We start from the raw sequence: 12,570 nt of genomic DNA on the forward strand, positions 1-12,570 counted from the left end.
TTTAGCAGTGGATTAACCGCCGAGTTGTTTCTTCTTCTCGGCCTGGTCGATCCAGATGTTGTCGAGTGCCTGGTTCAGGTAGTGGCTTGGTGCGATCTTCCAGCCCTTCACATAGGAACGGTGCGGGTTGATCTTGTACCACCACAGCGTGATGAACTGGGATGACAGCTCGTCCAGAACCCGCTTTTCGTACTTGCGGATGATCTCGCGCTGTTTCCCTTCGTCACCTTCTGCCAGAAGCTCGTCATACCATTTGAGCAGCTGCTCATCCTGGAACTCGGCGTAGTTGTTGCCGGCGCCGGGCAGGAACTTCGAGATGTCGGCGATCGGGTTCACGATCGACTGACAGTTGAAGTCGAGCGAAATGGTGAAGTCTTTCTTCTTCCGCAGCGTGGCATAGAAAGGAGTGGTCGGCTGGACCCACTGGTCCGCCTTCACACCGATCTTCTTCCACTGATCGATCAGCCATGTGCCGACAACCTTGTAAGGCTGGTCGACGCCGCGATTGTGCAGGGTGACCTTCAGGTTCTCGTGACCGGCTTCTTTCAGCAGTCGTTTTGCTTCAGCACGGTTCGCCTCGACATCGTTGCCATAGCCGGCAAGCTGAGCCAGTTCGGCTTCGGTTGCTGCGAGCGGGTGGCCCGGGAAGACAACCCCGCCAACCGTTTTCACGATCGCGATGCGGGACAGATACTTGGAGCCGCCTTTGCGATCGATGGCGAGCGAGAGGGCTTTACGCACCCGCACGTCGTCCATCGGCTTGACCTTGTGGTTCGGGGTCACGATCAGAACGCAGTTCCAGTCGCTTTCCTGAACCGTGATGCTGTCGCCAAGGGCTTTGACAAGGTCGTCACGCGCTTTCGGCGGGAAACCGCGGAATTCGATGTCGGCCTGGCCGCCACGGATCGCCTGCAGGCGAACGGACATTTTCGGCGCGGAAATCGCAGTGAAACCGTCAAGGTAAGGCATGCCCTTGTGATGGTAGTTCTCGTACTTGACGCCTTTCACATGGCTGCCCGGTACGTGCTCAACAAACCGGAAAGCGCCCGATCCGTTGATGTTTTTCTGGTGCCAGGTGTAACCGTGCGCGTCCAGATCCTTCTTTGCGTAGAGGAAGTTGTACGGCATGGCGACAGACGGCAAGAAGGTGCCTGTCGGGTTTTTCAGCTTGAAGACGACGGTGTAATCGTCAGGAGCTGAAATCGATTCGACGGTCTTGAAATATGCCTGCCGGTTCGAGGCAATGCCCTCCGGCGGAAAGGCGATCTTGTCGAAGGTTGCCTTGACGTCGTGCGCGGTCAGCGGCGTGCCGTCATGGAACTTCACGTCCTTGCGGATCTTGAAGGTGTACTTGGTACCGCCGTCGGTCGGCTTCGGAACATCGCCTTCACAAACGTCGCAGACAAAGTCTGTCGGCGAGGAGGGGTTGTCCGGGTTAACCCGCATCAGCACGCTGTAGAACGGGCGGATCGGGTGGATCATACCGAAGGTGGATTCAATGTGTGCGTCGTAAGACGGAATTTTCGATCCGACAACCAACCGCAGCTCGTCGCCATATTGCGGCGTTTCGGCTGTTGCGGGGCTGGCGGGCCCGAAGATGGCTGCAACACCCAGCGCGAGCGCTGTTGTGGCAGCAGAGCGCCAAAGAATTTTCATAGACGTGTTCCTTCCCTAGTAGCGGATTTATTTATTGTTTTTGAGAGGATCGGTCGGAAATGAGCGTTTCCGTTTCTTCGCCAAGCGAAGAACGGACTCATTACCAATTGGACCGTTGTCTGACGTTCCTCCGTTCGCCTACCCTTTCGACAGTCTGCTAACCGTTGTTTTCCGGTCTTTCAGCTGATCGAACTGAATATCATTGTCCCGGCTTTCGATTTCCGGTCAAGGAAACACTGCATAACGGGACGTGCTTTTCCGGACTACGGGAACATGTCGAGGGAATGGAAACAAAATGACGGTGGTTAAAGCGCTTTTTTTTGATGTGTTTGGGACCGTTGTCGATTGGCGGAACAGCATTGCTGCGGAAATAGACCGTTTTTCCGATAAAAAGGGCCTGGACCTGGACGGGCAGGCCTTCGCGCTCTCCTGGAGGCGGCGTTACGTCCCGGCAATGGCCCGGATACGGAGTGGGGAACGGGGGTTCATTGACCTCGATACGCTGCACCGGGAAAACCTGATTGAGGTGCTCGAAGAGTTTGGGCTCAAGGGGCTGGGCGACTCCGATGTCGACCATCTCAATATGGTCTGGCATCGCCTTAACCCCTGGCCAGACAGCGTGCCGGGGCTGACGCGGCTGAAGACCAAATTCATTCTGGCAACCATGTCGAACGGCAACGTAAAGCTGATGGTCGATATGGCGAAGCACGGCGGCCTGCCCTGGGACATGATCCTCGGGGCCGAGATCGCGCAGAGTTACAAGCCTGATCCGGAAACATATCTTGCCGGGTGCCGCATGCTGCGCCTCGCTCCGGAGGAATGCATGATGGTGGCGGCTCACAATAGCGACCTGGTCGCTGCCAGGGCGCTGGGCCTCAAAACCGCTTTCATTGCACGGCCCACGGAATACGGGCCGGAACAGACGATCGATTTCAAAGCCGAGCACGATTTTGACGTCGTCGCGGAGTCGATGGAGGGCGTTGCCGACAAGCTCGGCTGCTGACGCTGTTAGAAAGGGAGGAACGGAATGGCCAACAAGAGCCCGACCGAGACATTCGGAGATTTCATAGCCGCGATGAGCGGTATGCCCGTGCCGGAGACGGCACAACATCATGCGAAACGTTGCGTCCTCGACTGGTTCGCGGCGGCCGTTCCGGGGGGCGTGCTGCCGCCGGCGACATTGCTGCCGGACGCAGTGCCCGAGGACCTGGATCGAGGCCGCGCGCGGCTTGTGCCGTCCGGGCGCTTTGCGACGGCACGGGCCGCGGCCCTGATCAACGGTGCCGGGTCGCACACGGTCGAATTCGACGATATTTTCCGCGACGGGCTCTACCATCCGGGTGTTGCCGTCATTCCGGCGGCGCTCGCGCTCGCCGAGGAAACCGATGCGGATGGTGCACTTTTTCTCCGCGCGGTGATCGCTGGCTATGAGGTCTCCAACCGGATCGCCGCAGCGGTCAATCCTGCGCATTACGACTATTGGCACACTACGGCGACCATCGGGTATTTCGGCGGCACGGCATCATCTTCCGTCCTGCTCGGTCTGACGGCCACGGAGGCGGCGCATGCGCTTGCCACAGCGGGCACCATGGCCGCCGGGTTGCAGCAGGCTTTCCGGGCGGAGGCGATGAGCAAGCCTCTGCATGCCGGACGGGCATCGGAAGGCGGCGTGCTGGCGGCGCGGATGGCGAAAGCCGGCATCACAGGCGCGCTCGATATTCTGGAAGGGGCCGCCGGATTCGGTGCGGCGATGAGCCGGGATGTGGATTGGGAGGCCGCCGTTGCCGGACTTGGCTCCGACTGGACCATTGAGCGGACCACGCAGAAAAACCATGCAGCATGCGGGCATGTTCATGCAGCTGTCGATGCCGTGAGGGAAATCGTTACCGCGAACAATCTCACCGCGGAGTCCATCCGCAAGATTGAGGCCGGATCATATCAGAAGTCGCTCGAGATCTGCGGCAACGCCGATCCCAAAACGGCTTTCGAGGCCAAGTTCTCGCTGCCCTATTGCCTCGGTGCAGTCATTGCCACCGGGGCGGTCCGGATCGCTGCCTTCTCTCCGGAGGCGCTTGCAAGCCCGACGATCCGCGATATCGCGGCTAAGGTCGAGCATACGGTCGATCCGGAATGCGACGCGGCGTTTCCGCTCCGGCGCTCTGCAAAAGTCACCATCGCGACCACGGATGGCCAGCGTTTCAGCCACTATGCGCAGACCCGCAAGGGAGATCCGGATTTGCCGCTGACCGATGCTGAACTGGAAGAGAAATTCTTTGAGCTGACGGGCGATGTGCTTGGCACGGCGGCCAGACCATTGCGGGATGCGCTCTGGCGGATCGATGCCTTGGCATCCCTGTCCGAACTGCCATTCGGCACCATCGAAGCTAAATCAGCAGCGGAATAACCGCGCCTAACAGGAGGAAGTTTTGGATTTCAATTTGAGTGAGGAGCAGCGTCTCTTCCAGGATGCCGTGCGCGGTTTTGCCGAGCGTCATCTGCAGGAAGATGCGCTCGCCCGGGCCCACGAAGAGAGTTTCCCGTTCGATGTGGCGAAACTGATGGCCGGACAAGGCCTGATGGGCATCACCTTCGATGAGGCCGACGGCGGGCAGGGCGGCTCGGTGATGGATGCGGTGCTTGCCATCCAGGCCGTCGCGGAGATTTGCCCGCGCAGTGCCGATGTCATCCAGGCCGGTAATTTCGGCCCGATCCGGACCTTTGCCGAATATGCCAGCCCGGCACACAAGGAGAAGTGGCTGGGCAAGCTTCTGGCCGGCGAGATGGCGATCTCACTTGGTATGTCCGAGCCGGAAGCAGGCTCCGCCGCGACCGATCTCGTCACCACTGCCACGCCGGACGCGGACGGCTTTCGGGTTAATGGCACGAAAGTCTTTTCCACCCACAGTCCGGAAGCGGGGATCTTTCTGATCTATGTGCGCTTCGGGCCGGGCATTGACGGCATTGGCTCGGTGATCCTTGAGCGCGGGCAGGACGGTTTCACCATGGGCAAGCCGGTGCGCTATGTCGGCGGCGAGCACTGGTGCCAGCTCTATTTCGAGGATGTCTATGTTCCGGCGGAAAATGTACTGCTCGGCGAGGGCGGGTTCCGCAAGCAGATCGCAGCCTTCAATATCGAGCGGATCGGGAATTCCGCCCGGGCACTCGCCTTTGGCCGGTACGCGTTCGGGATCGCACGTGACCATGCGCTGACACGCAAGCAGTTCGGTCGGGAGTTGGCGGACTTTCAGGGCATCCAGTGGAAATTTGCGGAGGCGGCGGCCCAGATCGAGGCCGCTCAGCTCATGCTCTACAAGGTCGCGACAGAGGCCGCGGAACGACTGCCCTCCGCCTATGACACGGCGATTGCCAAGTTCCTGTGTAACGAGGCCGGGTTCCGGGCAGCGAACGACGCCATGCAGGTGTTGGGTGCCCTCGGTTACACGGAAGAGAGCCTGGTTGAATATTGCTGGCGACGGACGCGGGGTTGGCAGATAGCTGGCGGCAGCCTTGAGATGATGAAGAACCGGATCGCCGAAGGCGTGTTCGAGAAACGCTTCTCCCAGCGGGCGCCGAAAGCAAAATAGTTGCTTTTGGCAATTAATTGATTGCTGTTGGCACTTAATGCGGTCACCATGCTTCCGTAACAGGGAGGAACATGGTGACCGATACGCATGACCCGGTGGAGGCTGTCCGCCACTTCACCCGCTTCTATACCGGCCGGATCAATGTTCTGGCGGAGCGCCTGCTGGAGAGCGAATTCTCGTTGCCGGAAGCGCGTGTGATCTTCGAGCTTGGCCATTGCGACGGGATGAGCGCCAGCGATCTGGCGGACATGCTGGGGCTCGACCCGGGTTATCTCAGCCGCCTTCTGAATGGCCTGAAGCGTCGCGGCATTCTTAACCGGTCTGTTTCCGAAGCAGACCGCCGGCGGCACGTTCTTTCGCTGACGGATGAGGGGCACAGCGCGCTCGATGGGCTTCAGGCGAAATCGCGTGCCGAGGTTTCAGCCGTGCTGGAGCCGCTGGGGCGGGAGGCGCGCCGCGATCTGGTCTCGACCCTGCGGAAGGCGGAAAATCTGCTTGGCGGTGAGAGTGTCGGTGGAAAATCGGTTCCAGTGATCCGGCCGCACCGGGTCGGAGAGCTTTCCTGGGCGCTTGCCCGGCAGGCCATACTTTATGAGCAAGAATACGGCTGGGACGGCGGCTTTGAGCTGACCTTGCTGAAGATCGGCCGCGAATTTCTTGAAAACTACAATCCAGCCGACGATTGTCTCTGGATCGCAGAGGTGGATGGCCGAGTGGCCGGATCGGCGGCCGTGGTGCGCGACGGGCCGGAAACGGCACGTCTCAGGATCGTCTATGTCGAGCCGGATGCGCGCGGGTTGGGGCTCGGGCATAAACTCGTCGGGGCCTGTCTCGATTTTGCCCGTTCGCGTGGGTACCGGGACATGGTGCTGTCTACCTTCAGCGTACTGTCCGCAGCCCGCCGGGTCTATCAGGTGGCTGGATTCTCGCTTTACGCGGAAGAGGACGCACAGGTCTATGGTCAGTCCCTGACGGAACAGCACTGGCGCCGCGATCTGGCACAGGATCAATGCCCGGAATAGCGCTACTCCCGAGCGGAAATTTCTAGCAATATCAGTGTCCCGGCGCGGATATCAGACCCGTTGCCTATCCTTTGCAGCGGGTCATCCTGATGTCTGAATACACTCCCCTTCTTCTTGCGCTCACGGCCGCTTTTCTCTTTGCGGTGGGCGGGCAGCTGCAGAATCTCGGGGTGAAAACGGTCGACTCCCGCACTGGAACCGCGATTTCGATCAGCGCCTCGGCGCTCATGTGCTGGTGCGCCGCGCCGTTCTTCATGGACTGGTCGAGCTGGATGCATCCGGCGGTATTGATTTTCATGGCTGTCGGTATTTTCCGGCCGGCGCTGTCCGCGAATTTTTCAGTCGTCGGGATCCGCTATCTGGGCCCGACTCTGTCCTCAACCTTGTCCTCGACCTCGCCGCTGTTCGGTCTCGCTCTTGGCATCCTTGTGCTTGGAGAAGTGCTGACCTGGCAGACTGCGCTTGGCACGGTCGGCATTGTTGTTGCCGTCGTCATGTTGTCCCGCAGAGGCAACATGACGGAGGTTTCCTGGCCGATCTGGGCACTGCTGTTCCCAATCGCAGCCGCCGCGATCCGGTCGGCGGCCCATGTGCTCTCCAAAGTGGGCATGGAGTTCATACCCGATCCATATTTTGCCACGCTCGTCGGGTTTACCGTTTCCGCTCTGGTCGCGACGGGGGCCCGGTTTGTAAAGAAGGCCGATGTGCCTTTCACCTGGAACGCTCCGGGACCGCGCTGGTTCGCGGCGGCGGGATTGGTTTTCGGAAGCGCAGTTGTTTGTCTCAATCAGGCGCTGCTGATGGGGAAGGTCGTGACAGTGGTGCCGATCATTGCCGCTTCGCCGATCTTCAGCATGATGCTGAGTCTGATTGTGTTCCGGCGCGAAGTGCTGACCCTGCGGATTGCGATGGCGGTGCTGGTCGTCTGTGGCTCGGTAGTCATGATCGCGGTGAACCGCTAGACCGGGACGGCCACTTCACCGTTCATGAGCAGACGGGCGGTGCGAGTCACGGTTACGGAACGGACCGTAGGTCCGTCATTCGCGGTCACGTCCGCACCGACGGGCAGGATGCCCGATGGATTGGCGAGGCGCACATCCCCGTCCGGTATCTTCGTCAGTGCCGCCGGAACGGTACCGGACAATCGGCAGGCGACGCCGGTGCACATGGCGCCGGTCAGGGGCAGGACCCGGTGGACGTTTTCCATGGAGAGCATCCGGACAGCAAGGTCCGCCATCTCCGGTTCGATCATGTTACCGGCGAGGTCGCGGGCAGCTTGCGGCGCGCCGACGATGGCGATCTTGGGAACGGCGGCGGGTGCCGATGCCTCGTCCTTGGCCAGTCCCATCATGACGGCCGCCTTGCGCCGTAATTGATCGAGCAGATCCATCAGGGGGCGATCGGATTCAAGTTCCGCAATGGTCTCATTCGCGGTGCGGCCGACAGCTGCTGCATCGATGAAAACACTCGGATTTCCGACATCCATCAGCGTAGCGTCGAAGCTCCGGCCGTCGTCGGTGCTGATTTGGTCCGTCAGGTTTCCGGTCGGAAGCAGGCTACCCGTTCCTGCGCCGGCGGGATCGAGAAACTCGAGTCGGATCGGCGAGCCGGTGCCGGCAACACCGGGGATGGCGAAATCACCTGTCTCGACCGCTAGCCCGTCCTCGACAGCGAAATGGGCAATCAGAATCTTGTCGGTGTTCGTATTGTAGACCCGGACGGAACGCTGGCCGTCGGCCAGCCGGATCAGGCCGCGCTCCAGCGCGAACGGTCCGACGGCGGAGGACAGGTTTCCGCAGTTCGAGCTGTAATCCACCAGGGCATCGCCGACGGCCACCTGCCCGAAGGTAAAATCGAGGTCGGCATCGTCGCGCGCGCTTGGCGAGATCACAGCCACTTTCGACACTGATGAAACCCCGCCGCCCATGCCGTTGAGCTGGCGGCCATAGGGGTCGGGGCTGCCGATAACCGACAGAAACAGCGGGTCCCAGTGAGATTGGTTGGGCGGCAGATCGTCGAGTGCGAAGAAGACGCCCTTGCTGGAGCCGCCACGGATGAAACAGGCTGGGATGCGAAGGCTTGTCATGATCAGCCTACCGCTCGTTCGCCGGAATGGCAGCGCTCGGCGGGAAAGAGAGAGTGACCGTTGTCCCCTCTCCGAGGGTGCTTGTGATGTTGATCGTGCCGCCCATCGCTTCCGTCAGCCGCTTCGAGACATGCAGACCGATGCCGAGCCCGCCGGCAGTGACGTTGCGTTCGGTCTCCGAGCGAACATAGAGATCGAATATGTTCTCCAGAACGGACGGCGCGATCCCGGTTCCGGTATCGGAAACCTGCACCTTCATACCGGTGGCATCCTTGCTCAGGGAGAGGCTGATGGTGCCCCCGGCATCAGTGAACTTGATGGCGTTGCTCAGAAGATTGAGTACCACCTGCCGCAGCCGTTGCGGATCGACCGGATGCGCGATCGGTCCGCGCGGCAAAAGAAGACGCAGCTTAAGGTTCTGCGAGCGGGCCTTCGGCTCGATAACAGCCTGGCACTCGTCCAGGATTTCCTTGATGTCCGAGGGCTCGAGCTTGAGCCGCAGGCTGTTGTCTTCGATCAGCGACAGGTCGATCAGCTCGTTGATCAGGTCGAGCAGGTGGCGTGCGGATACGCCGATGGTCCGGACATAGTCCGCGTATTTCTCATGCGGCAGCGGTCCCAGCGTTTCATGCTGGATCATCTCGGAAAAACCGATGATCGCATTCAGCGGCGTGCGCAGCTCATGGCTCATGGTGCCGAGGAACCGGCTCTTGGCGACATTGGCGGCATCCGCCTCGTCCGCAGCTTCGGTCAGGGCTTTTTCGATTTCAACATGACGGGAGCCGTCCCGCATGCTTGCCGTGAACATGACACCGACAGCCGTCGGCACCAGCATCATCGAGAGCTCGACCGGAATAAGCGCGCCATTGCGTTTACGCGCAAAGACCTCGCGCCGCATCGTCTGCGCCGCCTCCGCCGCTTGCGACAGGAAGGTTTGACGTACCGAGCGGTGTGCGGACCGATCTGCATCGGGATAGAGAACTTCCACCGGCTGGCCGATAAGCTCGGACGCGTTGTAGTCGAGCAATTGGCTCAACAGCCGGTTCGCGCCGCGAATGATGCCCTCGGCATCGAAAACGACAAGCGGATCCGGCACTGCGTCGATCGGAATCGGCAGATCGGTCTGGCTCACGCCGCCGCCATAGCCGGCGAACGGCTGATCTGAATCCTTTTCCAATTCTCCTAGGCCCCGGAGGGTCGGATGAGGCAATGTGGTCGTTCCCGGATGGTTTATCTGAACAAAATCGGCCATGCCCTCCCCCATTTTGAGCATGGTGCCGACAGCTATTTCTTCGCCGCCACATCACAAGACTAAGTGCAATCGTATGCGGAAGCTACATGATTTAGTGGTGGGTTTAGTGAAATTGTATCTAGTTTTGGGCGTTAATTACATAAGCTGTTGCTTTATTGGAACGGGCGGTCGCCAGCGAGTGTGATCCGGTGCATGAGGCGTCTATATCCATGATAATCGTTGACCGGATAATGCATCGCCGCACGGTTGTCCCAGAAGGCGGCAGCCCCCTCTGACCAGCGGAACCGGCAGGTGAATTCGGGCTGGATTTGATGCTCGAACAAGAACCCCAAAATGGGGGCGCTTTCCTCTTCGGTCATGCCTTCGAACCGAACCGTGTGCGCGACATTCACGTAGAGTGCTTTTCGTCCGGTTTCGGGATGCGTCCGGATCACCGGATGGCATGCTTCGAACTCGTCCCCTTTCAGGCCTGCCGAGGCACGGTCCATCATGTGCGTTCGCGTTCTTTGCACCTTGCGTTTGCCTGAGATGTTGATGGCTTTCAAAGGGGCGAGCAGCGCCTTCATGCCGTCGGACAAGGTTTCATATGCCAGATACTGGTTGGCGAAGAGGGTATCGCCGCCGAAGGGCGGAAGTTCCCGCGCATAGAGCATCGTGCCCATCGGCGGGTTCTCCTGGTAGACCGTGTCCGAGTGCCAGACCCCGCCGAAATTGAACTGATCGTCTTCTTTTTTCAGGATCGGTGTGATCTCCGGGAAATCGTCCAGGCCTTTCGCGAAGGGATAGATCAAAGGCTCTCCGAAGCGGCGGGCGAAGCGGAGTTGCTGTTCCGGGCTCAATGTCTGGGCCGGAAGGAAAATCACCAGGTGATCGAGCAGGGCCTTGCGGACGGCTGCGACGGTGGCCTCATCAAGCTCCCGAGATGCATCCACGCCATGAATTTCCGCACCCATGGCGCCGGCGATCGGTCTGATGTCGAGCGTCTGCTCCGCCAGTCTGGACTGAGCCATCTCTTCCTCCCGTGTGATTGTTTTTTTGCGTTACTGCAATTTAATCTCACGGTGCCGGCCTGCGACAAGGGGCCTATTCAACCATTCGGAGGTTCCGAACGGGCGTCAGTCCGAGCCCTGGTTCCGGGCCATTGCGCACACTTCCTCGGGGCTGTGCCCTGCGGCACGCAAATCCCGTATGGCGATGGACTGGTCCCGCTTGGCGAGCCGTTTGCCGTCTTCGTCCCGCAGTAACCCGTGATGCTGGTAGTCGGGTGTGGGCAGGTCGAGCAGGGCCTGCAGCAGCCGGTGAATGTGGGTCGCGTCCAGCAGATCCTCGGCCCGGGTGACCAGCGTGATGCCCTGCAGCGCGTCGTCGAGCGTCACCGCGAGATGATAGCTCGTCGGAATATCCCGCCGGGCAAGTACCACGTCGCCGAACATTTCGGGCCGGGCCTGTTGCAAGCCCCGCTTTCTGTCCGTCCAGACGAGTGGGCCGGTCCGTTCAAGCGCACGCGCCATCCGCAAGCGAAGGGCGAAGGGCGCACCCGCCTCGAAGCGCCGCTGGCGTTCATCTTCCGGGAGCAACTTGTCGGTGTCCGTGGGGGCGTCTGCCGGAGCGCCGTGCGGTGCGGAGAGCGCCTCGTTCAACTCACGCCGGGAGAGAAAGCATCGATAGAGCAGTCCCATATCTTCCAGCCGGTCGAGGGCCGTCTGGTAAAAACCGAAATGTTCCGACTGGCGGCGCACCGGCTCCGGCCAGGACAGGCCGAGCCAGCGGAGATCTTCGAGGTTTGCCGCTTCATGTTCCGGACGGCAACGGGTGATGTCTATGTCCTCGATCCGCAAAAGGAAGGTGCCGCCTTCGCGTGCCGCGAGATCCGCCGCGAACAGGGCCGAATAGGCGTGACCCAGATGCAGGTCGCCTGTCGGAGAGGGCGCGAAACGGGTGATTGTTCCCGTCGGCGATGGCGAAATGGATGGAACGGACAGAGTGTGTCTCCAAAACTTGGCGAGGAGCCATTCCTGATATAGGTAGCGTAGCAGGTGAGGGAGCGAAACCGGTCTCCCGCGACGGAGCATGGGAGACTGAGATGACCGAACTTGATGGGCCGCGCATGGCGGCTGCGAGCGGAGAGGCCCCGACGGCACTGGTGGTGCTGTTGCATGGACTTGGCGCCGACGGTAACGACCTGATCGGCCTTGCGCCGGTCTGGGCGCCGCATCTGCCGCATGTCGAGTTCGTCTCGCCGAACGCACCGTACCCCTGCGACATGGCGCCGTTCGGCCGGCAATGGTTCAGCCTGCAGGTCCGGACGGAAGAGGTGATGCTTGAAGGTGTGCGGCAGGCCGCACCGATCCTGGAGAATTTCCTGGCCGGTGAGTTGGCCCGTACCGGGCTCGGCTGGGACCGTCTGGCGCTGGTCGGGTTTTCCCAGGGAACCATGATGTCCCTGCACCTGGCGCCCCGCCTGGAACAGGCACCTGCCGGTGTGGTCGGCTATTCCGGTGCTCTTGTCGCAGGTGGATTGCTGGCTGACGAAGGTGTTGGAAAGCCGCCCGTCTCGCTGATCCACGGATTGGCGGATGAGGTTGTACCGCATGCGGCAATGCCGGCCGCCGAGGCGGCGTTGCAGGCGGTCGGTATCGAGGTCGAATCGCTCTCCCGGCCCGGTCTCGGCCATGGCATCGACGAGGAAGGGCTTGCCCGGGGCCTTGCCTTCCTGCAGCGGGTACTACCTCAATAACGACAGGCGACAAGGCTTTCCCGCGATCCGGGAAGAGGCCGGGAAATTCGCCGGTGACAAGTTCGAAAAACCGTAACAATATATTGATATCAAGCGGGTGCTCTTGAAGCACAAGACGTTGGAAACTGAGGTCGACGAGAAATGAACATCGTTATACCCCACAACATATTGTGGCCGGGCTTGGCGCGCCCCCGTCAGTTTCCTAGTCGGTAATTCCTCGGCAGGACGGAGAG

At 60.6% G+C, this 12,570-nt stretch carries 11 protein-coding genes; 6 read left to right on the forward strand and 5 right to left on the reverse strand.

Annotated features, from left to right (window positions below; translation table 11 throughout):
- Positions 1-12: 12 nt before the first annotated feature.
- Positions 13-1,656, reverse strand: coding sequence for an ABC transporter substrate-binding protein (locus IG629_RS15910; protein WP_193172926.1), 1,644 nt, complete (start codon positions 1,654-1,656; stop codon positions 13-15).
- Between the two features lie 295 nt (positions 1,657-1,951).
- Between IG629_RS15910 and IG629_RS15915 the strand changes: the two genes are divergently transcribed.
- From IG629_RS15915 to IG629_RS15935, 5 genes are all read left to right on the forward strand, one after another.
- The gene (locus IG629_RS15915; RefSeq protein WP_193172927.1) at positions 1,952-2,659 is read left to right on the forward strand and encodes a haloacid dehalogenase type II; all 708 of its coding nucleotides are present in this window, start codon (positions 1,952-1,954) and stop codon (positions 2,657-2,659) included.
- 24 nt (positions 2,660-2,683) lie between these two features.
- Positions 2,684-4,060 (forward strand): MmgE/PrpD family protein, encoded by a 1,377-nt coding sequence (locus IG629_RS15920; RefSeq protein ID WP_193172928.1) that lies wholly within the window; start codon positions 2,684-2,686, stop codon positions 4,058-4,060.
- A gap of 22 nt (positions 4,061-4,082) precedes the next feature.
- Positions 4,083-5,240: an acyl-CoA dehydrogenase family protein gene (locus IG629_RS15925; RefSeq protein WP_193172929.1), complete on the forward strand. Its 1,158-nt coding sequence runs from the start codon at positions 4,083-4,085 to the stop codon at positions 5,238-5,240.
- Between the two features lie 74 nt (positions 5,241-5,314).
- Positions 5,315-6,262, forward strand: a complete 948-nt coding sequence (locus tag IG629_RS15930; RefSeq protein WP_193172930.1) for a bifunctional helix-turn-helix transcriptional regulator/GNAT family N-acetyltransferase — start codon at positions 5,315-5,317, stop codon at positions 6,260-6,262.
- An 89-nt stretch (positions 6,263-6,351) separates the two neighbouring features.
- Positions 6,352-7,224: an EamA family transporter gene (locus IG629_RS15935; protein WP_193172931.1), complete on the forward strand. Its 873-nt coding sequence runs from the start codon at positions 6,352-6,354 to the stop codon at positions 7,222-7,224.
- Here IG629_RS15935 and IG629_RS15940 read toward each other — a convergent pair.
- From IG629_RS15940 to gluQRS, 4 genes are all read right to left on the reverse strand, one after another.
- Complete coding sequence (locus IG629_RS15940) at positions 7,221-8,348, reverse strand: 2-methylaconitate cis-trans isomerase PrpF family protein (RefSeq protein ID WP_193172932.1); 1,128 nt, start codon at positions 8,346-8,348, stop codon at positions 7,221-7,223. The genes IG629_RS15935 and IG629_RS15940 overlap by 4 nt on opposite strands.
- A gap of 7 nt (positions 8,349-8,355) precedes the next feature.
- Complete coding sequence (locus IG629_RS15945; protein WP_193172933.1) at positions 8,356-9,525, reverse strand: sensor histidine kinase; 1,170 nt, start codon at positions 9,523-9,525, stop codon at positions 8,356-8,358.
- 227 nt (positions 9,526-9,752) lie between these two features.
- The gene (locus tag IG629_RS15950; protein WP_193172934.1) at positions 9,753-10,610 is read right to left on the reverse strand and encodes a TauD/TfdA dioxygenase family protein; all 858 of its coding nucleotides are present in this window, start codon (positions 10,608-10,610) and stop codon (positions 9,753-9,755) included.
- 105 nt (positions 10,611-10,715) lie between these two features.
- Positions 10,716-11,672, reverse strand: a complete 957-nt coding sequence (gene gluQRS, locus IG629_RS15955; protein ID WP_193172935.1) for a tRNA glutamyl-Q(34) synthetase GluQRS — start codon at positions 11,670-11,672, stop codon at positions 10,716-10,718.
- 11 nt (positions 11,673-11,683) lie between these two features.
- On the opposite strand from gluQRS, the gene IG629_RS15960 reads away from it, so the two are divergent.
- Positions 11,684-12,337, forward strand: a complete 654-nt coding sequence (locus tag IG629_RS15960) for an alpha/beta hydrolase (protein WP_193172936.1) — start codon at positions 11,684-11,686, stop codon at positions 12,335-12,337.
- The last annotated feature ends 233 nt before the right edge of the window (positions 12,338-12,570 follow it).

This window comes from Nisaea nitritireducens (assembly GCF_014904795.1).
Classification (GTDB): Bacteria; Pseudomonadota; Alphaproteobacteria; order Thalassobaculales; family Thalassobaculaceae; genus Nisaea; species Nisaea nitritireducens.

Coding starts and splice junctions, on each gene's coding strand:
- IG629_RS15910 (WP_193172926.1), bottom strand. CDS start 1,656: ATGAAAATTCTTTGGCGCTCTGCTGCCACAACAGCGCTCGCGCTGGGT.
- IG629_RS15915 (WP_193172927.1), top strand. CDS start 1,952: ATGACGGTGGTTAAAGCGCTTTTTTTTGATGTGTTTGGGACCGTTGTC.
- IG629_RS15920 (WP_193172928.1), top strand. CDS start 2,684: ATGGCCAACAAGAGCCCGACCGAGACATTCGGAGATTTCATAGCCGCG.
- IG629_RS15935 (WP_193172931.1), top strand. CDS start 6,352: ATGTCTGAATACACTCCCCTTCTTCTTGCGCTCACGGCCGCTTTTCTC.
- IG629_RS15940 (WP_193172932.1), bottom strand. CDS start 8,348: ATGACAAGCCTTCGCATCCCAGCCTGTTTCATCCGTGGCGGCTCCAGC.
- IG629_RS15950 (WP_193172934.1), bottom strand. CDS start 10,610: ATGGCTCAGTCCAGACTGGCGGAGCAGACGCTCGACATCAGACCGATC.
- gluQRS (WP_193172935.1), bottom strand. CDS start 11,672: ATGCTCCGTCGCGGGAGACCGGTTTCGCTCCCTCACCTGCTACGCTAC.
- IG629_RS15960 (WP_193172936.1), top strand. CDS start 11,684: ATGACCGAACTTGATGGGCCGCGCATGGCGGCTGCGAGCGGAGAGGCC.